A 22,604-nucleotide genomic window follows, 5' to 3' on the forward strand; every position below is an offset into this window, starting at 1 on the left:
GCCCCGGTCAGACCGCGTCGGCCACGTGCTTCGCGATCTCCAGGGCGCTGGTCGCGGCCGGGGAGGGCGCGTTGAGCACGTGCACCTGGTTCGGCGCGGTCTCGATGAGGAAGTCGTCGACCAGCGAGCCGTCCGGGAGCAGCGCCTGCGCCCGCACGCCCGAGCCGTGGCGCACGATGTCCTCGGGCCGCACGGCCGGGACCAGCCGGGCCAGGCTCGCCGCGAACCGGCGCTTGGAGAACGAGCGCCGGACCTCGTCCAGGCCGGTCGGGAAGGCGTACTTGCGGGCGAGCCGCCACGCGCCGGAGAACCGCGCGACCTCGGCCAGATCGGCCGGGGAGACATCGGCCCACCGGTAGCCCTCGCGGCGCAGCGCGAGCACCGCGTTCGGTCCCGCGTGCACGCTGCCGTCGAGCATGCGGGTCAGGTGGACGCCGAGGAACGGCAGCGTCGGATCGGGCACCGGGTAGATCAGCCCGCGCACCAGGCCCCGCCGCTCGGGGCGCAGTTCGTAGTACTCGCCGCGGAACGGCACGATCCGGGCCCGCGGCGTCAGCCCGGCCAGCCGCGCGACCCGGTCGGAATGCAGCCCGGCGCAGTTGACCAGCGCGTCGAACCGGAGCACCTCGCTCCCGGTGGCGATTTCCACGCCACCGGCCGACCCGGCGCGAATGCCGAGCGCGGGCGTGTTGAGCCGCAGCTCGGCGCCCTTTGCTTCGAGCAGGCCGACCAGTGCCGCGCAGACCCCCGGGAAGTCGATGATCCCGGTGGACTCGACCCGCAGCGCCCGCACGCAGGCGACCTCGGGCTCGTACTCGAGCGCCTCTTCCCGGCTGATCAGCTTCGCCGGAACCCCGTTGGCCTCGGCCCGCTCGGCGAGCACGTTCAGCGCGGGCAGCTCGCTCTCGTCGGTGGCCACGACCAGCTTGCCGCAGACCTCGACCCCCACCCCGTGCTCCCGGGCGAAGTCCACAATGGACCGGTTACCGGCGACCGACATGCGGGCCTTGAACGAACCGGGCTTGTAGTACAGCCCGGCGTGCACCACGTTGGAGTTGTGCCCGGTCTGGTGGGCGGCCCAGTGGTCTTCCTTCTCCAGCACGGTGACCGCCGCGCCGCGCCTGGTCAGCTCCCAGGCCACCGCGAGCCCCACGATTCCGCCGCCGATCACCACAACTCTGCGCACGGACGATGAGCGTAGCCGCCCCACCACTGTGACTCCCGACGCGGCCGATCTCACCTCGCGAGTCCCCCGTTCCCGTCGCGCGAGTCCCCGTTCCGGCCCGCTCGCGCGAGTCACCCGCCCAGCAAGGTGTCGTGGATGTGGTCGTCCAGGTCAGCCAGGAAAGCTTCGGCGCGCCACGGTCGAAGTTCGCCGCGCACCTGCCGCAAGCGCTGAACCGGAACCCGGCCACCGGTGCGCGCCGCGATGTCGACCACCTCATGCAGCACTTCGGCACTCGCGTCCGGATCGCCAAGGCGCAGCCGAGCCAACGCGAGATCAGCGCTGACGATCGCGCGTTGGATGGCATCGCGCGGTTGCCGCAAAGTCGCGGCCGATCGCTCGAGGTGGCGGTGTGCCCGGTCGGCGTCTCCGAGGTGGAGTGCGCACACGCCTTCGAAACCGTGGAGCGGACCTGCGTTGAAGCCACGGGACGGGCTGCGCCGTTCGGCGGCTCGCCAGGCTTGGTCCAAACCGGACGAAGCCGATTCGGCTCGTCCTTCCCGCGCGCGGATCTCGGCGTGAACAGCGAAGGCGCGGGCCCGGACCGCGTAACTTCCGCAGCGGTTGGCGTCGCGGATGGCGGCCTCCGCGATAGTGCCCGAGGTGCTGAGGTCGCCGGTGGCATGCAGAGTGACCATCGCGCGGCTCGTACCGATTTCGGCCCGGCGCTGCGGGTCGCTCGATCTTCCGGCGATTTCCGTCGCTTCCGCGTAGAGGGACGCCGAAGTCGAGTCGTCCCGCGTTTCGAAAGCGAGGCGCGCACCCAAGGCGAGTGCGTCCGCGGCGATCGGCCGCAGCTCGGGCCATGACTGGTAACCGCCTTGCCTTCGGCAGCTCGACAGGACCGGCGCGAGTTGGAGCTGCAGTTGGACGACCGGCACGGCTCCGACTCGCGCGTTGATCCGCGTGACCGATTCGGCGACCTGGTCGATCGTCATTTCCCCGCCTTCCTCGGGGGCTTCCGCTGCCTTCCTGACGAGGTTGGCGAGATCGCGCACACGTTGAGCTGGTGTCCCGAAGCAACGAAGTGCGGTGAGCAGGGTGTCGAAGTCCGAACCCCGGTTGAGTTCGAGCGAACCCGTTTTCGTGCGGGCGTAGAGGTGTGCGAGAAGCAGCTGGTAGCGGTCGCCGGGAGCGGTTCGGTCCGCCGTGCTTTCCCAGCGCGCGACCGTGCGCTGAATGCTCGCCAGTTGGCGCTGCTCGAACGTCGGCACTGAAAGGCAGCGCGCGGTCTCCCGCAGTGCCCTCGCGAGGTCGGTCCAGGACCAGCCCCGGGATTCCCGCAGTTGTCTCAGCAGGACCGCGCCAGCGGCCCGGTCGATAGCCGTCACGGTAATCAGTAAATCACCCAGCGTGCCCTAGAGAGGAACGACGAGATGCGGTTTGCCCTGCTGGTTCGCGTAGCCGAGGGTGTACCGGGTGCCGCTGGCCGGGTCGTCGCCGTGCGGGAATCCGATGACGAACTCACTGTGGTCAACCATCCATCGGTTGCGCGAGTGATACGCGGATGATTCCAAGCGCGGTGCCGCCAACTCCACCACTTCGGCGATTCGGCCGCGATCGTTCCACCGGTTGATCGTTTCCCTTGCCGCGGTTGGTTGATCGGGCACGGTGCCGGGAACGACCACACTGATCCGCGTTGACGTGTGCTGAGCCAGCCACTCCAGGGCCAGAGTGTCCACTCCGATCGCCCCACCGACGTAGCAGCGCGTCTCCGGTGTGAGAAACGGCCGCAGGTAAGTGTCCAGCAGACCGCCGAACTCCGCGGCGGTTCGGGAATCGACTGACCGGGTCCCGGTGATGGTCACAGCCTGTACCACGCTCAACGGCTCCTCCCGGATGTCACCGATTGTCATCTTCCACCGGCCAGCCCCGGCACGGTGTCATGGATTCATCGGTTCGGCGAATTGGTTCGAGGGAGTCATCGTGCTGGGTTCGGTCTGGCGGCGATTGTGAATCTGGAAACGCGAGCGGTGGTCAACGCGCTGGAGGCGGTCAACGGCCGGGTGCCGGAGGTGGTTCGCGCGTTGCTGGACGATCGGTTGAGCGCGGACAAGGAACGTGAGTTCGCGGCCTTGCTGGTCGATCTGGGCGAGCTGCTGCACGAGGACGCCGATCAGCGCATGCCGACCCGGTGGGTGGTCGGGTCGTGAACAAGCTGGCGGAGCTGGGCTGGATCGGCTGGTACGCGCTGGCGGTGTTCTTCGGGCCGGTCGTCTGGGGTGTGGTGTGGGCGCTGCTGGATTCGCGGCGCGCTCGGCGGGAGCGGAAGCGGTGACTTGCCCGCCCTTCGATCGGGATCTCGGCGATGCGGTGGGAGCGGAATTGGCGCGCGCCCGGACCGAGCGAGGGCTTTCGCTCAGGGAACTTCGCGCTCGCCTCGGCGACGGGACTTCGGTGTCCACGCTCAGCAGGTGGGAGAACGGCAAGCAGGCGATCAGCCTCGAGCGGTTCGTGCACCTGTGCGTGGCGCTGCGCGTTTCGCCCGCCCTGGTGCTGCACGACGCCTGCACCAGGGCCTACCACCACACGCATCGGATCCCCGACGGTTACGTGCGGTTGGCGCCGGAGGCGCACCAGCCGATGATCGTGCGGGAGTGGTGACCGGGTCACCGGCCGCGGCGGCGGGTTCCGGCTCGGGTTCCGGCGGAGAAGGCGGCCGCGCCCGAGCGCCGCGGGGAGCCGCCGGTGGGGTTCCGGCGGCCGCGGTTCGAGCGGGTCTCCTGCTTCGGTTCGGTGCGGGTGGCGCCGCGTTGCTGGGTGGCTCGGCCCTTGCCGGATCCCCGGTTGCCGCGGCGAGGCTGGGCCGGGGCGGGGGCCTTTTCCGCGGGCGGGGTGAAGGTGCGTTCGCCCGGCGCGAGTTTGGCCAGCAGGAAGTGCCCGGGGCCGAGTTTCGTGGTGGTCGGCTTGATCCCGGCCTTGCGGGTCAGGTCCCGCACGTCGGCGACCTGGTCGTCGGTCATCAGGGTCACCACGGTGCCGCTCGCGCCCGCACGGGCGGTCCGGCCCGAGCGGTGCAGGTAGGCCTTGTGCTCGACGGGCGGATCGGCGTGGATCACCAGTGCCACGTCGTCGACGTGGATGCCGCGGGCGGCGATGTCGGTGGCCACCAGGGTGTTCGCGGTGCCGTCGCTGAACGCGCCGAGGTTGCGGGTGCGGGCGGTCTGCCCGAGGTTCCCGTGCAACTCGACCGCGGGCACGCCGGAGGCGACGAGTTGCCGGGTCAGCGCCTTCGCCCGGTGCTTGGTGCGGGCGAACACCACCGCGCGCCCGGGGGCCGCGGCGAGTTCGACGAGCACCGAAATCCGCTGGTCGGCGCGCACGTGCAGCACGTGGTGGGTCATCGCGGACACCGGGGACCGCGCCGAGTCGACGCTGTGCGTGACCGGATCCGTCAGGTACCGCTTCACCAGCACGTCGACCCCGGCGTCCAGGGTCGCCGAGAACAGCAGCCGCTGGGCGTCGCGCGGGGTGTGGTCGAGCAGCCGCCGGACGACCGGCAGGAAACCGAGGTCGGCCATGTGGTCGGCCTCGTCGAGCACGGTGATCTCGACGGCGTCGAAGTGGACGTGGCCGGAGCCGAGGTGGTCGGCGAGCCGCCCGGGGCACGCGACCACGATGTCGACGCCCGCGCGCAGGCCGGCGATCTGCGGGTTCGCGCTCACGCCGCCGAACACGGTCAGCGTGCGCAGCCCGAGCACCTCGGCCAGGGGCGCGATCGACGCGTCGATCTGGTTCGCGAGTTCCCGGGTGGGCGCCAGGATCAGCGCGCGCGGGCGGCCGGGGCGGCGCTTGCCGCGCGACGCGGCGAGCCGGGCGAGCACCGGGAGCGCGAACGCGTAGGTCTTGCCCGAGCCGGTGCGCCCGCGCCCGAGCACGTCGCGCCCGGCGAGCGAATGCGGCAGGGTCGCCGCCTGGATGGGGAAGGGCTCGACGACGCCTTGGGCGGCGAGCACTGTGGTCAGGGACTCGGGCACGCCGAGTTCGGTGAAAGTCAAGGGGCGGCTTGCCGCCATGGGATCTCCATACGCAGAAGGGTCGTCCTGCCCGGCGCAGACCCGTGTCGGTCGCGGCGCGTGGTGGTCGACGTGGAACGCGGCCCGAGGCAGAACTGAGCGGACCGCACCGCGAACCCTACGCGAAGCGATCACCGCTGTCCGGCGGTGGTGGGCGGGCGCACAGGAACCTGACACTCGTCAGGTTTGTCTGGTACCGTACCTAACCGATGTCAGGTAAGCGGTTGACCAGGGCGGAGCGGCGGGAGCGGATCCTGGCCGCGGCGGCGGAGGTGTTCGCCGCGAGCGGGTACGCCGGGGCCGGGATGCGCGAGGTCGCCACGCGCGCCGGGATCAGCACCCCGGTGCTCTACGACCACTTCGCGTCCAAAGCGGACCTGTACGCCACCCTGCTGGAGCGCCAGGTCGACGCGCTCATCGACGACTGGTCGATGCCGGAGACTCCGGTCAGCACCTACGAGCTGTTCCACGGCCGGGTCCGCGCGATCTACGCGTGGATCGAACGCAACGAGCTCGCCTGGCGGATGATCTTCGGCGAGCCGCCCGGGGACGAGGTCGTCGCGCGCGCCCACCACCGGGGCCAGGCCCGGGCGACCGCGCAGCTCGCGGGCCTGTTCGCCCTGGTGCCCCGGCTCGACCTGTCCGTCGAAATCGAGCGGCGCCGGGCCGACGAGGTGCTCGCCGAAGCCGCGAAGAGCGCGCTCAACGCCATCGCCACCTGGTGGTGGGGCAACCGGGACATTCCCGCCGACCACGTCGTCGCGCTGACCGCCGACCTGCTCTGGCGGGGCCTGCGCGAACTCACGAAAGGGGACGAGTCATGAGCACAGCCGAGGAGACCACCGAGCGGTACCGCCGTGCTGTCGAGACCGGGGACGTGGACCTGGCGCTGAGCACCTTCGCCGAGGACGCCGTGGTGCGTTCGCCGTTGACGCGGCGGATCCGCTTCACCGGGCACGCCGAGTTGCGCCCGCTGATCGAGGTCGCCTACCGCCACCTCGAAGACGTCCGCTGCCACACCGACACCGGCGACGACCGGACCCGGGTCGTGGTCTACACGGCCCGGATCCGCGGCGAGGAACTCGAGGAAACCGCCGTGCTCCGGCTGGACGACCGGGGCAAGATCGCCGAGGCCACCCTGTTCGTCCGCCCGTTGCCCGGTCTCGTCCGGCTGATGGCCGCCTTCGGCCCGGACATCGCCCGCGCCAACGGCCGGCCCGCCGCGGCCCGGTTCCTGGCCGCGGCGACCCGGCCGCTGCTGTCCCTGGTCAGGAGCGGGGACCGGTTCGGGGTTCCGCTGGCGGGGCCGAGGCGCTGACCTCGTCGATCACCTTCGGCACCCCGCGCAGGGTGAACAGCACGCTCACCCCGAGCCCGGCGAGCAGGGCCGCGCTGCCGTACATGGTCAGGTGCGCGGCGTCCAGGAACGCCGCCCTCGCCGAGTCCACGACCCGCACCCCCAGCGCGGGCGGCAGTTCGGCCGCCATGCCCACCGCGGTGCCGAGCGATTCGCGGATCGGCCCCGCGGCGGCCTCGGGCAAGTCCGGCGGCAGCACCAACTTGTCCCGGTACACCGCCCCGAGCACGCTGCCGAGCACCGCGATGCCCAGCGCCCCACCGAGTTCGTTCGCGGTTTCGGAGATCGCCGAAGCCGCCCCGGCCCGTTCCTTCGGCACGGTGGCGAGCACGGTGTCGGTGGAGACCGTCAACGTCATCGACAGCCCGGCCCCGAAAACCACCATGGCCACCACCAGGAACGGGTAGTCGACCTCCGTCCCGATCCGGGCGTACAGCAGGAAACCGAGTGCGGACAGGCCCATCCCCGCGGCGATCGTCCCGGCCCGGCCGAACCGCGCGATGAGCGGCGCGGTCAGCAGCGCCCCGGCGATCGCGGCCGCCGGTCCGGGCAGCCCGGCCAGGCCCGCCCGCAACGGTGACCAGCCCGCGACGAGCTGCAGGTACTGGGCCACCACCAGGGACATGGCGAGCATCGCGAACACGGCGATCAGCGTGGAGCCGACCGTCGCGGCGAACGCGCGCTGCCGGAACAACCGGACGTCGATGAGCGGTTCGGGCAACCGGAGCTGCCTGCTCGTGAACGCGGCCAGCCCGCCGATGCCCAGCACCACGGCGATCAGCACGTCCGCGTGCCCGAAGCCCTGGTGCGCGATTTCCTTGACCGCGTAGACGATCGCGATGACACCGACCACCGACAGCAGCACGCTGGCCGGATCCAGCCGTCCCGGCGCGGGATCGCGCGATTCGGGCACCAGCGCCGAGCCGAGCGCGATGATCACCACGACCACCGGCACGTTGAGCAGGAACACCGAACCCCACCAGAAATGGGTGAGCAGCGCGCCGCCGACCAGCGGGCCCGCCCCGAAGCCCACGATGCCGATCCCGCTCCACAGGCCGATCGCCGCGGTCCGCTCCTTCGGATCGGTGAACACGTTGCGGATCAACGAAAGCGTGGACGGCATCACGGTCGCGCCCGCGATCCCGAGCAGCGCGCGGGCGCCGATCAGCGCTTCGGCGTTCGGCGCGAACGCGGTGAGCACGGACGCGGCGCCGAACACGCCCGAACCGATCAGCAGCAGTTTCCGGCGGCCGATCCGGTCGCCGACGCCGCCCATGGTGACCAGGAATCCGGCCAGCGCGAACCCGTAGACATCGGCGATCCACAGGAACTGCTCGGTCGACGGGCGGATGTCCTCGACGAGTTTCGGCATCGCCAGGTGCAGCACGGTCAGGTCGACCGCGAGCAGCAGCATCGCCAGGCACGCCACCGCCAGCGTGCCCCATTTCCGGACCCCCGGCGAGATCACGGCCGCTTCGCCCCGAACACCAGTTCCTCGCTGCGGCGGGCCGTCCCGTCGGCGTTGTCGCCCAGGTAGAACCGGGTGGACATGGTCCGCGCCTCGAAGTCGAAGACGCTGCGCCACAGGGTGCGCCACGGCTCCTCCGGCTGGATCTTCGTCGCGACCTCGTCCAGCGACTCGCGCAGCGATTCGCCGGAGGCCGGGGCGCCGGACACGGATTTGGTGAGCGTGCGGGCCCGTTCGTAGGTGCCGAACGACTCGGCGGTGTCGGCGGGCAGCTCGTCCACGTCCGGGTAGCGGTGCAGCGGGTGGTTGGTCACGCACAGCGGCCCGTGCGGCGCCTCGATGATGTGCTCGGTGCCGTTCGCCCCGGGTTCCCAGACGAACGCGTTCCCCGCCGCGTCCGCGATCAGGTAGTGCAGCTGCGCGCCGTGGTAGTACTGCTTCGCGCCGAGCAGCGCCTGCTTGGCCTGCTCGGCGTTCTCGCAGGTGTCCAGCACGAACCGGGGCAGCTGGGCGCTGTCGATCCCGACCTGCGGCGCGTCGGTCTCGGCGGGCGGCTGGGCGGCCTGGACGTCGGCGATCAGCAGCGCGACCGCCAGCCCGGCCTCGTTGATCCCCTCCATCGCACTGTCCAAAGTAGACATGGTCAGGATGGTGGAAGCCAGGCCGTCGTCCGGGTAGGTCGTGATCACGTACGGCCGCGACGCCATCGGGAGGTCGTCGCCCGGCGTGATTTCCTCACCCGCCAACGCTGCCCCGAGCTGGCGCTCGCTCATCGTGAAGAAGTCGTAGTTGCGGCCCATCCGGCCCCGGCCGTCGGCCGATCCCGCGGCCGGGCAGTAGACGGCCGAACACCCCGAGCCGACCGGCAACCCGCTCAGGCCGTCCAGGCACAGGTCGTCGCGTTCCGGGTCGACGTCGAACGCGGCCGCGACCCCGGACATCCGGGCGTGCTGCTGCGGCCAGTTCCGCTCGAACCAGGTCCAGCGCGCCCGGTTCACCACCGGATCGATCCGGCGCGGCGCCCAGTTCGCCCGGGTCCGCGCCTCTTCGGCCAGCGCGTGCCCGATGGCGGAGTACGCCCCGGACAGGATCAAGTGCCGCACGGTCAGGAAGTCGTCGGGGCCACCGGCCACCACTGAGTTCTCGTTCATGCCCCCACGTTCGCCGCGGGCGCTGACCGGTCACGCACGAAGTGCTGACCATGCTCCCGCCCGGTCGTCAGCGCCCGCGCGGTAGGCCGCGTCGAACGCTTCGGCGCCCAGGGATTCCCGGGCGGCCGCGCCGGTGCGGGTGACGTCCGGATCGTGCGCGATGGCCGTGCCCCGGGCGGCGGCGCCCGCGCCGAGCAGCCGGGCGGCGCGTTCGGCGTCCCCCTCGCCCAGCGCGACCTCGGCGAGCGCTTCGGTGGCCTGCGCCGCCAGCACCGCGTTGCCGAGCACCCGCGCGGTTGCGGCCACCCGGTCCAGCAGCGCCTTCGCTTCGGTGCGGTCGCCCCGGCCGAGGTGGATCCTGGCGAGCGTGACCTGGGCCTGCGCCTGCACCTCGGACGGCCCGAACCCGGTCTTCGGGCACTCCTCGATCGCCCGGGCGCACCAGGCCAGGGCCTGCTCGTGATCGCCGTCCAGGCGGGCGAGTTCGGCCAGTCCGAGGTGGGCCGCCGCCAGCTTCACCAGCGACCCGACCCGGCCCGCCAGCTCCGCGGCGCGCTCCTGGTTGGCCCGCGCGGCGGCCGGATCGCCCATCAGCACCAGGCAGTCCGCCTGCTCGGTCAGCAGGTCCGCGATTTCCTCGGGCGAACCGAGTTCGCGGGTCAGTTCGATCGCCTCGTCGAAGAGCGCGAGCGCCCGGCGGTGCTCGCCGCGCCAGCTCGCGAGCTTGGCCAGCGTGGCCAGCGCCATCGAGGTGCCGAACCGCTCGCCCTCGCCGCGGAACCGCCGCAACGCGTCGCTCAGGTGCTTTTCGGCCGCCCCCGGATCACCCCGGATGAACGCGGTCATCCCGACCCCGACCGCGGTGAGCCCCCGGGCCCAGCCGTCGGATCCGATCACCCGCGCCGACTCCTCGGCCAGTGCCTCGGTGCCCATCGGCGGCGGGCCGGTGAATCCGGCGCTGAGCAGGTAGAGGATCGGATGCCGCGGCTCGGGCGACCACCGGACTATGCCCGGATCCGCGGCCTGGAACCGCCGCCGCAGCCCCTCGTCGTCGGCCGCCGCGTACAACGCGCTGAGCAGGCAGAGCCGGTACTCCTCGGACAGGTCCTCCGGCGGTTCGGGGCCGAGCCGGTCGGCCAGCTCCCGCGCGAGCACCGCGCCCTCGAACTGCCGCCCGCGCAGGGTCCAGTACGCGCACAACGCGCCGAGCAGCCGCAACGCCAGCCGGGGGTCCGCGCCGATGGCCCAGCGCAGCGCGGCGTGCAGGTTGTCGTGTTCGGCGTCCAGCCGCGCGAGCCACTCGAGCTGGTCGGCGGCCAGCAGCCATGGTTCGGCGGTTTCGGCCAGGGCGAGGAAGTGCTCGGCGTGGGCCCGCCGCGTCGCCTCGGGATCGTCGAGCCGTTCGGCGCAGAACGCGCGGACCGTCTCCAGCATCCGGTACCGGTCCCCGGACACCTCGACCAGGGATTTGTCGGCGAGGCCGGTCATCGGGCCGACGGCGTCGGCGAGCCCGCACACCCGGGCGGCCGCGTCCAGGGTGGCGCCCCCGGCGAACACGGTCAGCTTCGCCGCCAGGTCCCGTTCCGCGCCGGAGAGCAGGTCCCAGCTCCACTCCACGACCGCGCGCAGCGTCCGGTGCCGCGCCGCCGCGGTGCGGCTGCCCTGGGACAGCAGCGCGAACCGGTCGTGCAGGCGCGCGGCGATCTCGGCGACCGGCAGCGTGCGCACCCGCGCGGCGGCCAGTTCGATCGCGAGCGGCAGGCCGTCCAGGGCCGCGCAGATCCGCCGCACGTCGTCCAGGTTGTGCTCGTCGACGCGGAAATCGGCGCGCCCGGCGGCCGCCCGGTCGGCGAACAGCCGGACCGCCGGGGCGGCCACGGCCTCGGCCAGGCCCGTCCCGGCCGGGGGCAGGTCCAGCCGGGGCACCGGGTACAGCGCCTCGCCGGTGATCCCGAGCGGCTCCCGGCTGGTGGCCAGCACGCGCAGGCCGGGGCACGCGGCGAGCAGCGTCGCGGCCAGCCGGGCCACCGCGTCGACCAGGTGCTCGCAGTTGTCCAGCACGAGCAGCGCCGGACGTTCGGTGAGCGCGGCGACCAGCCGGTCCGCCGGGGGCGTCGAGGCCCGGCCGAGGGCGGTCTCGCGCAGGCCGAGCGCGGCGAGCACCGCCTGCGGGACGTCGGCGCCCGCGGCCAGCGGCGCGAGTTCGGTGAACGCGACCGGGCCACCCGCCCGGCCCGCCGCCTCCACCGCCAGGCGCGTTTTCCCGGCGCCGCCCGGGCCGGTGAGCGTGACCAGCCGGTGCCGGTCCAGCAGCTCCCCGAGCCGCCGCAGGTCCGGCGCCCGGCCGACGAAACTGGTGAGCTGGGCAGGCAGCGGCTTCGCGGCCGCCGCTCGTTCCCCGCGCAGCACGGTGAGATGCGTCCGCGCCAGCTCGGGTGACGGATCGGCGCCGAGCGCCTCGGCCAGCGTCCGGCGCGCGTCCTCGAAGACGGCCAGCGCCTCGGCCTGCCGGCCGCTGCCGTGCAGGGCCCGCATGAGCTGCCCGCGCAGGCGTTCGCGCAGCGGATGCGCGGCGATCAGCTCCCGCAGCCGGGGCACCAGGTCGCGGGCTTCGCCCCGGCCGAGCAGCGCGTCCAGGTGGTCCTCGGTGGCCGCGAGCCGCAGCTCGTCCAGCCGGGTCGCCTGCGCCTGGGCGTACGGCGCGTCGGCCAGCGCGTTCCCGCGCCACAGGGCCAGCGCCTCGCCGAGGAGCCGGTCCGCCGCGCCGAACTCGCCCGCGCCCAGCGCCTTGCGCCCCTCGGCGGCCAGCCGCTCGAACCGGAACGCGTCGACCTCGCCCGGATCGACCGCCAGCCGGTAGCCCGCGGCGCCGAATTCGACCAGCTCACCGTCGCCGAGCTGCTGGCGCAGCCGGGAGACCTGGGACTGCAGCGCGTTCGCGGCCCGGTCCGGCGGATCACCGCCGTAGACGCCCTCGAGCAGGCGTTCGGCGGAGACCATCCGCCCCGCGTCGGCGATCAGCAGGGTGGCCAGCGCGCGCACCCGCGGCCCGCCGAGCGCGGCCTGGCTCCCGTCGGAGCGCAGGGCCAGCACGGGGCCCAGGATGCCGAAACGCATGCCGCCATCCTTCCGCGTCACAGTGCCCGACAGGCAACCTTCGAGCGCGCTGGTGCGTCGGGGTATGGGCTGCGGGGAGAGATCGGCAGCTCTAATACACTGCGACACGATCTAGTGCAACGGGAGAGGTATGTCTGAGAGCCAGGACGTGATTGCCCTGGGCCAGCCCACCGTCGGAGAGGAAGAGCTCGCCGCGGTGGCCGAGGTCTTCAAATCCGGCTGGCTCGCCGGGGCAGGCCCCACCTGCCGCAAGTTCGAGGAGCGGTTCGCCTCGGTCGTCGGCACCAAGCACGCCTTGACCACCAGCAACTGCGGTTCCGCCCTGTACCTCGGGCTCCGCGTGCTCGGCGTCGAACCCGGCGACGAGGTGATCGTCGGCGACTACACCTTCCCGGCCACCGGGCACGCCGTGCTGCAGGCCGGCGCGACCCCGGTCTTCGCGGACGTGCGCCCGGACATCTGGAGCGCCGACCCGGCTCACGTCGAGTCGCTGATCACCGAGAAGACCGTCGGCATCCTGGCCGTCGACGTGGCCGGGCAGCCCGGCGACTTCGACGAGTACCGGGCCATCGCCGACTCCCGCGGGCTGTGGCTGTTCGAGGACGCCGCCTGCTCCGCGGGCGCGACCTACAAGACCAGGCCCGCGGGCAGCCTCGCCGATCTCGCCGCGTTCTCCTTCCACGGCCGCAAGGGCATCACCGCGGGCGAAGGTGGCGCGCTGGTCTCCGACCGCGAGGACCTGATCGCGCACGCGCGCAAACTGCACACCTACGGCATCGAGCCCGCGATCGCCCGCGAAGGCTCCGATGAACTGCCGATTCCCACGTTCCACGAGGCCGGGTTCAACTTCCGGCTCTCGGACGTGCAGGCCGCGATCATGAACGTGCAGCTGGACCGGCTGCCCGACCTGCTGGCCGCGCGCCGCTCGGTGGCCAAGCGCTACCACGACGCGTTCGACGGCCTGGACGGCGTCGAGGTGCCGGTCGCCCTGCCCGACCGCGAGCACCCCTGGCAGGCGTACATCCTGACCATCGCGCCGGAGATCAGCCGCGGCAAGGTCGCGCTGAAACTGCGGGAACGCGGCGTGCAGTGCAACTTCGGCACCTACGCCTCGCACGTCCAGCCGGTCTACGGGAAGCAGGCGCCGCTGCCGGTGTCCGCGGACATCTTCGCCCGGCACCTGGCCATCCCGATGCACTCCAACCTCACCGACGCCCAGGTCGAGCGGGTTGCCGACACCGTGCGCGAAGTCGTCACCGAACTGTCCTAACCAGACCCTTTCGCCTGATCAGCGCCACGAACGCCGACGAGGAGAGCAGTTAACATGTCCGACAAGAAGGTCTTCTTCACCGGGGGAGCCGGTTTCATCGCGGCGCACACCATCCCGATCCTGCTGGAGCGCGGGTACTCGGTGCGCATCTTCGACAACATGACCCGCGGTGACCGCGACCGCGTCAACGAGTTCGTGCAGACCGGCAAGGTCGAACTGGTGGAGAAGGACGTCCGCTACGGCGGCGGCGTCCGCGAGGCCATCCGCGGCTGCACGCACGCGATCCACTTCGCCACGGTGTCGATCAACAAGTCGATCGCGGACCCGCACGAGTCCATCGACATCAACATGACCGGCAACCACAACGTGTTCGCGGCCGCCGCGGACGAGGGCGTGGAACGCCTGGTGTTCGCCTCCTCGGCGTCGGTGTACGGCGACCCGCAGAAGCTGCCGATGCACGAGGACGACCAGCTCAACCCGCTGACCCCGTACTGCATCTCCAAGCGCGCGGGCGAGGACCTGCTGGGCTTCTACCAGCGCCAGAAGGGCCTGTCCTGGAACGCGCTGCGCTTCTTCAACGTGTACGGCCCCGGCCAGAAGATCGAGGCCTACTACACCTCGGTGATCAACCACTTCATCCAGCGCCTGCGCGCCGGCCAGCCGCCGATCATCGACGGCAAGGGCGAGCAGTCGATGGACTTCGTGCACGTCACCGACCTGGCCAAGGCCGTCGTCGCCGCGCTGGAGTCCGAGCAGGCGAACCTGCCGATCAACATCGGCACCGGCATCGACACCTCGATCGCCACCCTGGCCAAGATCCTGATCGACGCGGTGGGCGTCGACGTCGAGCCGCAGTTCAACCCGCGTGACGTGCTGGTCTCGCGCCGGGCGGCGGACATCACCCGGGCCCGCGAGGTGCTCGGCTGGGAACCGGAGATCTCGGTCCAGCAGGGGATGACCGAGCTGGTCAAGGCTTCCGCCTGATGAATCCCGCGGCGGGTCCTGCGAAAGGGCGGGCAATGCGAATAGTGGTGGTGAACAACTTCTTCCCGCCCCGGGTGGGGGGAAGTGCGCACATGTCGGCCTCGCTCGCCGAACAGTACGCGGCGAGCGGGCACGAGGTGCTCGCGATCACCGCCGCGTACGGGGACGCGCCCGCGGAGGAGGAGAAGGACGGCTACCGCGTCGTCCGGTTCCCGGCGATGAAGATGCCGCAGCTGGGGTTGTCGATCGACTTCGACATGACCTTCGCCGCGGTGCGGCCGGGGAACTGGCGGAAGCTGTTCAGGCTGCTGGACGAGTTCAAACCGGACGCGATCCACCTGCACGGCCAGTTCTTCGACCTGTCCTGGATGGCCGGGCTGTACGGGCGGCGGCGGGGCGTTCCGCTGCTGCTCACCATCCACACCCTGCTGATCAGCGAGAAGAAGCTGTACGGCGCGGTGTTCCGGATGCTCGACGCGCTGCTCGTGCGCCCGATCCTCGGGCTGCTCAAACCGCGGTACGTCATCCTGGACAAGCTCGGCGTCGACTACTGCGTCGACCGGTACAAGACCAGCGACGAGAACTCGGAGTACTTCCCGATCGCGGTCGACACCGAGCACTTCGAGAAGCCGCTGACCAAGGACGTCCGGGCGGAGAACGAGATCGGCGAAGCGCCGCTGATCGTTTCGCTCGGGCACGTGATCCCGCTGCGCAACCGGCTCCCGCTGGTCGAGGCGATGCCGGCCATCCTGGCGAAGCACCCGGACACCAAGGTGATCGTGGTCGGCCGGGTGTACCACGACGCGTTCCTCAAGCGCGCCGAGGAACTCGGCGTGCGGGACGCGTTCCTGGTCAAGGGCGCGGTGCCCAAGGACGACGTGCCCGCGTACTTCGCCGCGGCGGACATCGTCACGCACGACCTCAACGGCGGCTGCGGCACCGCGTCGCTGGAGGCCATGCTGTCCGGCACCGCGACCATCGCGTCGGTGACCGAGGACAACTACCCCGGCATCGAGCTGCACAACGGCGAGAACATCCTGCTGGTCCCGCCGGACGATCCGGCGGCGGTGGAGAGGACCGTGCTGGAGCTGCTCGACGATCCGGTGAAGCGCGCGGAGATCGCGAAGCGGCAGAGCGCCATGGTGCGCGACAACTTCGCGCTCGACGTGGTGGCCGGGGAGCACCTGCGCACCTTCGAGAAGATGGTGGCCGATCGTTGAGCCTGTTCTTTGACGACGAGCGCAGCAACCGGCTGCGCCCGCAGATCCTGACCGAGCTCGTCGGCGAGTACATGAACGACGTCGAGCGGGCGAAGCTGTACGGGCTGCCGGAGACCACCCGGATCCGGCAGCGCGCGAAGATCGTCAGCCCGGAGAACCTCAAGATCGGCGAGCACTGCTGGATCGGCGAGGGCGCGGTGCTGGACGCCAGCGGCGGCCTGGAGATCGGCGAGCACACCAGCATCGGGCTGAACACGCTGGTCTTCACGCATTCCAGCTGGCTGGCGAACATGACGCTGCAGAACCACTCCGGCAGCGACCTGATCGAGCGGAAGCCGGTGAAGATCGGCAAGGGCTGCTTCATCGGCGGGCTCGTGGTGATCATGGCCGGGGTGACGATCGGGGACTTCGCCACCGTGCAGCCGAACTCGGTCGTGGCCAAGGACGTGCCGCCGCGCTCGCTGGTCGCGGGTAACCCGGCGCGGGTGTTCCAGCGCTACGACGAGGAGTACATCGCCGGCGAGGTGGAGCGGGTGCGCGCGGAGAACGAGCGCCGCCGCGAGCTTTCCGCCGAACGCGGACAAGATTCGTCCGGATGGGGCGCTCCTTCGGGTGATTTCCGGCCGGAAGCGCCGCCGTCCGAGTGATGTCCGGGCGTTTTCCGGTCGCGGTTCAGTAGCATTGAGATAAACGTCGCCAACGGGGGCGAAATCCGCATCCGCAAGGGGTATTCGCATGCCGCGAACCAGCAGGAAACGGAGTGGGATCCACCGCAAGCGATTGTTCCACCGGGAATTCTTTCCGCGATAATTCTTACGCGCAGGCCAACGATGTGATCAGCTGACCCCTGCTGATCTCATCCGGGTAAGACCACGTCGGCCTGGTATCGCAGGCAGCCGGGCCGGCGTGGCTCCCCGGCCGGACACCCCATCGAGGGCATTCCGCACCCCCGCCCCGGACGGCAGACTTGTGGGACACTGTTCACGGCGCTGTCGCAGCAGGAAGGAGCCCCAGGTGAGCATATCCCCCTGGCCCGGGCACCTGCTGAGCCTCGACGACTGGATCGCCCTTCCCGAGGACACCGATCGGCGTTTTGAGCTGGCGGAAGGGGTACTCCAGGGGGCGCCGAGGCCGGCTTCACGGCATCAGCGCGCAATATGGCGGCTCGCGGCGCTTCTTGAGCCATCTCTGCCACCCGAATGGGGCGTGCTGACCGAGGCCGAGGTAGTGATTGAGCGCGGTCCCACCGCGACGGTACGAGTTCCTGATTTGTTGGTGGTTTCATCTGATGCCATCGATCGGAATCGACCTCGTTGGAACCCTGATGAGGTGGGTCTCGTCGTGGAGATCATCTCGCCGGGTACGGTGCGGACCGACCGGGTAACCAAATTCTCTGAATACGCCGAGGTTGGAATCGAGCACTACTGGATTGTCGACCTCAATGAACCGATCAGTCTCACTACTTTCCGCCTCGTCGGCGAGGACTACGAGGACTTCGGCGAGCACACCGGAAAGACGGTTTTGGATCTCTTCGGAGTCCCGATCACGATCGACCTCGGCGCCCTTGCCGCTAAGCGGGCGGCGGAGGCCTGAGCTGCGGAAACCGTTGCGATACGTCGACAACATCGTCGCCTACGGCAGGCTTTCCGGCGCGTACCGGTGAACCCCGGGGCGGTGGACTTCGTGTCTTCGGTTGCGTGCCCGTGACGGTCGGGTACGCGTGAGGAGTCCGCCATGGCACATCGGACCGTGGTATCCACGGTGATTTTCGGTTCCCTTTTCCTCGCCGCCTGCGGTTCGGGCGGCGACCCCGCCTCGCCGGACGCGGCCCCCGGCGGGTGGGCGATCCGGGACGTGCCCGGGGCCGGGAGCGTGCTGGCCGGCGTCGACGGCAGAACGGTCTACACCTCCGAGCAGGAGAGCGGCGGGAAGGTCGCCTGCACGAACTCGTGCCTGGACATCTGGCGCCCGGTCATCGCGGAGACGCCACCCGCCGCCCCCGCGGGCCTGCCCGGGAAGCTGGGCGTGCTCACCCGCCCGGACGGCGGCGGCAGCCAGGTGACCTACGACGAAATGCCGCTGTACACCTTCAAGTTCGACGAGGCGCCCGGAGAAGCGAAGGGCGACAACCTGGCCGACGAGTTCGCCGAGGGGTTCTTCACCTGGCACGCCGTGACCGCCCAGGGCCAGCCGGGCGGCGCGCCCGCGAAACCCACCGCCGACGGCGGCTACGGCTACTGACCCCGCGATTCCCGGTCAGGCCAAGGAGATCAGGCCCGCGTGCGTCGGCCGGAAGCCGCACGAGTCGAAGTAGAACCCGCGCAGGTGATCCTCGAAATCCACGTGCAGCCACGCGCATCCGGCCCGCCGGGCCTCCGCCGCCGCGTGCCGCACGAGTTCGGTCCCGATGCCCCGGCGCTGCTGGTCCGGCCGGACCTTCGGGTCGAGCAGGAAGGCGTGATCGGCCCCGTCCCACGCCACGTTCGCGAAGCCGATCAAGCCGCCGTCCGGCTCGCGGGCGGTCATCCAGCCCAGGCTGTGCGGCCGGATCCGGTCCCACCAGCCCGGTTCCGGGGTGCCGCCGTGCGAGCGGGTCAACGCGACCAGTTCGTCATCGCCCACTTCGGCTCGCCACCGGTAGTCGACGTTCATGCTGCCCGGAAAGCGCGCCGGTAGGCGGACGGGGACGTGTGCATGGCTTCGCCGAAGTGTTGGCGGAAGGTGACCGCGGTGTCGAAACCCACCGAGGTGGCGACCCGCTCGATCGGGGTCTCGGTGGTCTCCAGCAGCGGCAGGCTGGCCTGGATCCGGCGGGCGATCAGCCATTTGATCGGGCTGGTGCCCACGCACCGCGCGAAGTGCCGCAGGTAGGTGCGCGCGGACATGTTCGCCCGCGCGGCCAGGGTGTCCACCGAGATCGGTTCGGTCAGGTGTTCCAGCGCCCAGGAGATGCTGCGGGCGATCCGGTCGTCCTCGGGATCGGCGGCGACCGGGCTCTCGATGTACTGCGCCTGCCCGCCGTCGCGATGCGGCGGGATGACCAGCCGGCGCGCGATCGCGTTGGCCAGATCCGCGCCGAAGTCCTTGCGCACCAGGTGCAGGCACAGGTCGATCCCGGACGCGCAGCCCGCGCTGGTCAGCACCGACTCGTTGTCGACGTACAGCGGGTGCGGGTCCACCGAGACCCGCGGGTACCGCGTCCGCAGCAGATCCGCGTAGCGCCAGTGGGTGGTGGCGCGCAGGCCGTCGAGGAGACCGGCCGCCGCGAGCGCGAACACGCCGGAGCAGATCGACACCACGCGCGTCCCGCGGCGGTGCGCCAGCCGGAGCGCGGCGATCACCTCGGGGGAGGCCTCGGCGTGCACGTCACGCACGCTGGGCACGACGATCGTGCGCGCGGCGGCGAGGGTGTCCAGGCCGTGCCGGACGTGCAGTTCGGCCCCGCCGAGCACCGGGATCGGGCCCGGCCGCTCCGCGCAGAGCCGCACCTCGTACCAGTCGTCCGGCAGCGGCAGATCCGGCCAGCGCAGGGCGAAGACCTCGGTGACGATCCCGCTTTCGAACGACGTCATGCCCTCGTAGGCGAGTACGGCCACCTGATGCGACGCGGTGGAACCCATGGCGGGATCTTAGCGCACGCCGTCGTCAGCGCCACTGTTTTTGCGGCCTCCGTGCGGGCAGCCTGGTGGGCGAGCAGAAGGAGGAAATCATGGCAAAACTGTTGCGGGCATTGCGAAACCTGGCCGCGGACCTCGTCTACGGGGTGCACGCGGGCCACGCGATCCGGCACGGGCTGCCGGTGCCGCGACGGCGGGCGGGGTGCTGAGCCCGCCTCGCCGATCGGTCAGGTGCCGGCCTGGGCCAGGACGCTCGCGACGACCCGGTGCGAGGGCAGGATCGAGTCGCGTTCGGCCTTGGCGTCGACCTTGTCCTCCAGCAGGTCCACGAACCGGTCGAGCTGGGTGGCCAGCGGTTCGCGGGCGGTGACCAGTTCCGGGATCTCGATCACGGTCTGCTGCCGGTAGCCGAGCCCGTCCGGGGTCGCCGCGTCGTGCGAGACGTGCCGGTAGATGGTCACGTCCCGGCGCAGCAGGTCGATCTCGATCAGCCGGTCCAGTTCGGACACCACGAGCGAACGCACCTTGCGCTGCCCGAGCCGCGACGCCGACACCGTGGCCAGTCCGAACGGGAACGTCAGGACGGTTTCGATGGTGTCCTCCGCGCCGGTGACCGAGGACGGGTGGAAGTACCCGGCCCCCGAGGTCACCCGCGACGGGGTGGCGCCGCCGAAGAACTGGATCGCGATGTCCACGTCGTGCACCAGCAGGTCCCAGGACACCCCGGTCTTGATCCGCGGCGCGTACGGGCCGTGCCGCCGGGCCATCAGGTGCACCGGTTCGTTGACCAGTTGCAGCGCGGTCATCACCGCCGGGTTGTACCGCTCGAGCAGCCCGCACATCAGCGGGACGTCCTTCTCCGCGGCGAGCCCGACGATCTCCTCCGACGCGGGCAGGCTGTTCGAAACCGGCTTCTCCACCAGCAACGGCTTGCCCTGGCGCAGGATCTCCAGCGCGATCTCGTGGTGCACCTCGGTCGCCGCGGCCACCACCACGGCGTCCACATCGGACAGTGAGCCGAGTTCCGGGGACCACTGCGAACCGAACCGGTCGGCGACCGCGCGACCGGCCTCCTCCCGCGGATCGACGACGCGGGCCAGGGTGACCCGGTCGTTCTGGGAGAGCACGCGGGCGTGCAACGAGCCCATCGTGCCGGTGCCGACGAGGGCGATGCGGTGCGTCACGCGCCGAGAACCTCTCTCACGGTGGCGATCACGGTGTCGACTTGCTCGTCCGTGAGCGCGGGGTGAACGGGGAGCGAAAGTGCTTGTGCGGCAACGGAAGCGGCCACCGGGAAGTCCTCGACCGAGGCGCCGGGGATCAGCGGGTGGCCGCGGTAGCACTCGTAGTCGAAGACGATCTTCGGGTAGTAGATGCCGTTCCCGATGCCCTTTTCGGTCAGCGCGGCGGCGAGTTCGTCGCGCGAGAGCATCGCGTGCGGGCCGACCAGGACGGTGTACTGGTGCCACACGTGCTCGCGGCCCGGCTGCACGGCCGGGAGCTCCAGCCCGGGCGTCCCGGCGAGCCCCTCGGAAAGGCGCTTCGCGTTGCGCTGGCGGGCCGCGGTGAGCGAGTCGATCTTCTCCAGCTGCGGGACGCCGACCGCCGCGTGCAGATCGGTCATCCGGTAGTTGTGCCCGGCCATCTCGTACTGGTAGCGGGCGCGCATGCCCTGGTTGCGCAGCACGCGCAGCCGGTCGGCGAGGGTGTCGTCATCGCATGTGATCACGCCGCCCTCGGCGGTGGTGATGTTCTTGGTGGCGTACAGCGAGAAGCAGCCCAGCCCGTAGGACCCGGCGCGGCGGCCCTCGAAGGAGGCGCCGACCGCCTGCGCGGCGTCCTCGACGACGTGCAGGCCGTGCTCGGCGGCCAGCGGCGCGAGCTTGCCCATGTCCGCGGTCTGCCCGTACAGGTGCACCGGCATCAGGACCTTGGTGCGATCGGTGACCGCGGCCGCCACCCGGTCCGGGTCGATCGCGAAGTCGTCCCGCGAAATGTCGGCGAAACGCACGGTCGCGCCCGCCTCGAGGATCGCGTTCAGGGTCGCGACGAAGGTGAACGGCGAGGTGACCACCTCGTCGCCCGGCTTCAGGTCGAGCACCTGCAGCGAGGCGACCAGCGCGGTCGTGCCGTTGTTCACCGCCACCGCGTGCTTGGTGCCGGAGATCGCGGCGAACGCGTCTTCGAAGCGCTTGACCATCTTGCCCTGCGCGATGGCGCCGGATCGCAGCACCTCGAGCACAAGGTCTTCCGCGTCGCGGACATCGACCACGGTAATGGGGATCATCGGCAGTCTCTCGCTGTTGGCGGACGTTATGGGTGCGTCCGGTACAGTGGGCTCCCGGTTCGTACGGCCGGCCCGAGCCAAACGCGGGCCACACGTTACCGGGCGTACGCGCCCACCCATGAAACCAGGTTGTAACTCAGCCGCCTACGAACGGGAACTTGAGTGCCGAACCGCATCCATCCGACCGCTGTCCTCGGTGAGGGCGTCGAACTCGGTGACGACAACGTCATCGGCCCGTACACCGTCATCGTGGGCCCCGCCGTCATCGGCGACGGGAACTGGATCGGCCCGCATGTGACGATCGGCACCCCGGGCGAGGACCGGCACGGCCCGCACCCGGTGGCCTGGGAGGACGCGCCGACCGGCGACCCGGCCCAGGACGGGCACGGGGTGCGCGTCGGCAGCCGCAACCGCATCCGCGAGTACGTCAGCATCCAGCAGGGCACCTGGCGGGCCTCGACGCTCGGAAATGACAGCTACGTGCTGCGCGGCAGCCACATCGGGCACGACGTGGTGGTCGACGACGGCGTCACGCTGGCCTGCGACGTGCTGCTCGGCGGGCACACCCACGTCTGGTCCGGCGCCAACCTGGGCATGGGCACCGTGGTGCACCAGAAGGGCCGGATCGGGCCGGGCGCGATGGTCGGCATGGGTTCGGCGGTGCGCCGGGAAGTGGGCGCGTTCACGATCAGCGTCGGCAACCCGGCCCGGGTCACCGGCGTGAACGTGGTGGGCCTGCAGCGGCGTGGCCTGGACGAGGCCACCATCGAGGCCCTCGAGCCGTGGCTCAAGGGCAAGGGGGAGCTCCCGGCGGACGGGCTGGTCGACCGGCTGCCCGCGGACCTCTCTACCTTGGTGAAGGCGTGGGACGAGCGTCCGCGCGACTGACGAG

General features: G+C 71.0%; 23 protein-coding genes. 12 read left to right on the forward strand and 11 right to left on the reverse strand.

Annotation, left to right across the window (positions count from 1 at the left end; translation table 11 throughout):
* Positions 1-7: 7 nt before the first annotated feature.
* From lhgO to FXO23_RS28315, 3 genes are all read right to left on the reverse strand, one after another.
* Positions 8-1,210, reverse strand: coding sequence for an L-2-hydroxyglutarate oxidase (gene lhgO, locus FXO23_RS28305; RefSeq protein ID WP_343034520.1), 1,203 nt, complete (start codon positions 1,208-1,210; stop codon positions 8-10).
* A gap of 86 nt (positions 1,211-1,296) precedes the next feature.
* Positions 1,297-2,556 (reverse strand): NsdA family TPR-like regulatory protein, encoded by a 1,260-nt coding sequence (locus FXO23_RS28310; RefSeq protein ID WP_484476996.1) that lies wholly within the window; start codon positions 2,554-2,556, stop codon positions 1,297-1,299.
* A gap of 27 nt (positions 2,557-2,583) precedes the next feature.
* Entirely contained in the window at positions 2,584-3,045 is a 462-nt protein-coding gene (locus FXO23_RS28315; protein ID WP_218952178.1) for a YpsA SLOG family protein, read from the reverse strand.
* 132 nt (positions 3,046-3,177) lie between these two features.
* Between FXO23_RS28315 and FXO23_RS28320 the strand changes: the two genes are divergently transcribed.
* From FXO23_RS28320 to FXO23_RS28325, 3 genes are read left to right on the forward strand one after another with little or no spacing between them, the layout of a single operon-like run.
* Positions 3,178-3,378: a hypothetical protein gene (locus tag FXO23_RS28320; RefSeq protein ID WP_158888512.1), complete on the forward strand. Its 201-nt coding sequence runs from the start codon at positions 3,178-3,180 to the stop codon at positions 3,376-3,378.
* Positions 3,375-3,503, forward strand: coding sequence for a hypothetical protein (locus FXO23_RS52315; protein WP_281356615.1), 129 nt, complete (start codon positions 3,375-3,377; stop codon positions 3,501-3,503). The genes FXO23_RS28320 and FXO23_RS52315 overlap by 4 nt, the downstream gene beginning before the upstream one ends.
* Before the next feature lie 47 nt (positions 3,504-3,550).
* The gene (locus FXO23_RS28325) at positions 3,551-3,829 is read left to right on the forward strand and encodes a helix-turn-helix domain-containing protein (protein WP_158888513.1); all 279 of its coding nucleotides are present in this window, start codon (positions 3,551-3,553) and stop codon (positions 3,827-3,829) included.
* A 5-nt stretch (positions 3,830-3,834) separates the two neighbouring features.
* On the opposite strand, the gene FXO23_RS28330 is transcribed toward FXO23_RS28325, so the two are convergent.
* Positions 3,835-5,241 carry a DEAD/DEAH box helicase gene (locus tag FXO23_RS28330; RefSeq protein WP_158888514.1) on the reverse strand — a complete coding sequence of 469 codons (1,407 nt, stop codon included), beginning with the start codon at positions 5,239-5,241 and terminating at the stop codon, positions 3,835-3,837.
* A gap of 224 nt (positions 5,242-5,465) precedes the next feature.
* Here FXO23_RS28330 and FXO23_RS28335 point away from each other — a divergent pair, with 224 nt between their 5' ends.
* Together FXO23_RS28335 and FXO23_RS28340 are read left to right on the forward strand one after the other, a co-directional pair.
* Positions 5,466-6,065: a TetR/AcrR family transcriptional regulator gene (locus FXO23_RS28335; RefSeq protein WP_246257954.1), complete on the forward strand. Its 600-nt coding sequence runs from the start codon at positions 5,466-5,468 to the stop codon at positions 6,063-6,065.
* Entirely contained in the window at positions 6,062-6,559 is a 498-nt protein-coding gene (locus FXO23_RS28340; RefSeq protein ID WP_158888516.1) for a nuclear transport factor 2 family protein, read from the forward strand. Before FXO23_RS28335 ends, FXO23_RS28340 begins: the two co-directional genes overlap by 4 nt.
* Here FXO23_RS28340 and FXO23_RS28345 read toward each other — a convergent pair.
* The 3 genes from FXO23_RS28345 to FXO23_RS28355 are packed head-to-tail and all read right to left on the reverse strand — an operon-like array spanning position 6,510 to position 12,334.
* The gene (locus tag FXO23_RS28345) at positions 6,510-8,066 is read right to left on the reverse strand and encodes an MFS transporter (RefSeq protein WP_343034521.1); all 1,557 of its coding nucleotides are present in this window, start codon (positions 8,064-8,066) and stop codon (positions 6,510-6,512) included. The genes FXO23_RS28340 and FXO23_RS28345 overlap by 50 nt on opposite strands.
* Positions 8,063-9,217 carry a C45 family peptidase gene (locus tag FXO23_RS28350; RefSeq protein WP_158888517.1) on the reverse strand — a complete coding sequence of 385 codons (1,155 nt, stop codon included), beginning with the start codon at positions 9,215-9,217 and terminating at the stop codon, positions 8,063-8,065. The genes FXO23_RS28345 and FXO23_RS28350 overlap by 4 nt, the downstream gene beginning before the upstream one ends.
* Before the next feature lie 30 nt (positions 9,218-9,247).
* Complete coding sequence (locus tag FXO23_RS28355; RefSeq protein ID WP_158888518.1) at positions 9,248-12,334, reverse strand: AfsR/SARP family transcriptional regulator; 3,087 nt, start codon at positions 12,332-12,334, stop codon at positions 9,248-9,250.
* A gap of 130 nt (positions 12,335-12,464) precedes the next feature.
* Between FXO23_RS28355 and FXO23_RS28360 the strand changes: the two genes are divergently transcribed.
* From FXO23_RS28360 to FXO23_RS28385, 6 genes are all read left to right on the forward strand, one after another.
* The gene (locus FXO23_RS28360) at positions 12,465-13,604 is read left to right on the forward strand and encodes a DegT/DnrJ/EryC1/StrS family aminotransferase (protein ID WP_158888519.1); all 1,140 of its coding nucleotides are present in this window, start codon (positions 12,465-12,467) and stop codon (positions 13,602-13,604) included.
* 54 nt (positions 13,605-13,658) lie between these two features.
* Positions 13,659-14,588, forward strand: a complete 930-nt coding sequence (locus FXO23_RS28365) for an NAD-dependent epimerase/dehydratase family protein (protein ID WP_158888520.1) — start codon at positions 13,659-13,661, stop codon at positions 14,586-14,588.
* A 35-nt stretch (positions 14,589-14,623) separates the two neighbouring features.
* Positions 14,624-15,808 (forward strand): glycosyltransferase family 4 protein, encoded by a 1,185-nt coding sequence (locus tag FXO23_RS28370; protein WP_158888521.1) that lies wholly within the window; start codon positions 14,624-14,626, stop codon positions 15,806-15,808.
* A 2-nt stretch (positions 15,809-15,810) separates the two neighbouring features.
* Positions 15,811-16,455 carry an acyltransferase gene (locus FXO23_RS28375; protein ID WP_158888592.1) on the forward strand — a complete coding sequence of 215 codons (645 nt, stop codon included), beginning with the start codon at positions 15,811-15,813 and terminating at the stop codon, positions 16,453-16,455.
* A gap of 367 nt (positions 16,456-16,822) precedes the next feature.
* The gene (locus FXO23_RS28380; protein ID WP_158888522.1) at positions 16,823-17,401 is read left to right on the forward strand and encodes a Uma2 family endonuclease; all 579 of its coding nucleotides are present in this window, start codon (positions 16,823-16,825) and stop codon (positions 17,399-17,401) included.
* 141 nt (positions 17,402-17,542) lie between these two features.
* Complete coding sequence (locus tag FXO23_RS28385) at positions 17,543-18,049, forward strand: COG4315 family predicted lipoprotein (protein WP_158888523.1); 507 nt, start codon at positions 17,543-17,545, stop codon at positions 18,047-18,049.
* A gap of 15 nt (positions 18,050-18,064) precedes the next feature.
* Here the strand turns inward: FXO23_RS28385 and FXO23_RS28390 are convergent, their stop codons facing one another.
* The 4 genes from FXO23_RS28390 to FXO23_RS28405 form a co-directional block, all read right to left on the reverse strand.
* Positions 18,065-18,460, reverse strand: coding sequence for a GNAT family N-acetyltransferase (locus tag FXO23_RS28390; protein ID WP_158888524.1), 396 nt, complete (start codon positions 18,458-18,460; stop codon positions 18,065-18,067).
* Positions 18,457-19,428, reverse strand: coding sequence for a helix-turn-helix domain-containing protein (locus tag FXO23_RS28395; RefSeq protein WP_158888525.1), 972 nt, complete (start codon positions 19,426-19,428; stop codon positions 18,457-18,459). Before FXO23_RS28395 ends, FXO23_RS28390 begins: the two co-directional genes overlap by 4 nt.
* A 224-nt stretch (positions 19,429-19,652) precedes the next feature.
* On the reverse strand, positions 19,653-20,609 hold the full coding sequence (locus FXO23_RS28400; protein ID WP_158888526.1) for a Gfo/Idh/MocA family protein: 957 nt from the start codon (positions 20,607-20,609) through the stop codon (positions 19,653-19,655).
* Positions 20,606-21,712 carry a DegT/DnrJ/EryC1/StrS family aminotransferase gene (locus FXO23_RS28405; protein WP_158888527.1) on the reverse strand — a complete coding sequence of 369 codons (1,107 nt, stop codon included), beginning with the start codon at positions 21,710-21,712 and terminating at the stop codon, positions 20,606-20,608. The genes FXO23_RS28400 and FXO23_RS28405 overlap by 4 nt, the downstream gene beginning before the upstream one ends.
* Before the next feature lie 162 nt (positions 21,713-21,874).
* Here FXO23_RS28405 and FXO23_RS28410 point away from each other — a divergent pair, with 162 nt between their 5' ends.
* A complete protein-coding gene (locus FXO23_RS28410; protein WP_158888528.1) occupies positions 21,875-22,600 on the forward strand; it encodes an acyl-ACP--UDP-N-acetylglucosamine O-acyltransferase family protein in 726 nt (241 codons plus the stop codon).
* Positions 22,601-22,604: the final 4 nt, after the last annotated feature.

It is taken from the genome of Amycolatopsis anabasis (assembly GCF_009765355.1).
Taxonomy (GTDB): domain Bacteria; phylum Actinomycetota; class Actinomycetes; order Mycobacteriales; family Pseudonocardiaceae; genus Amycolatopsis; species Amycolatopsis anabasis.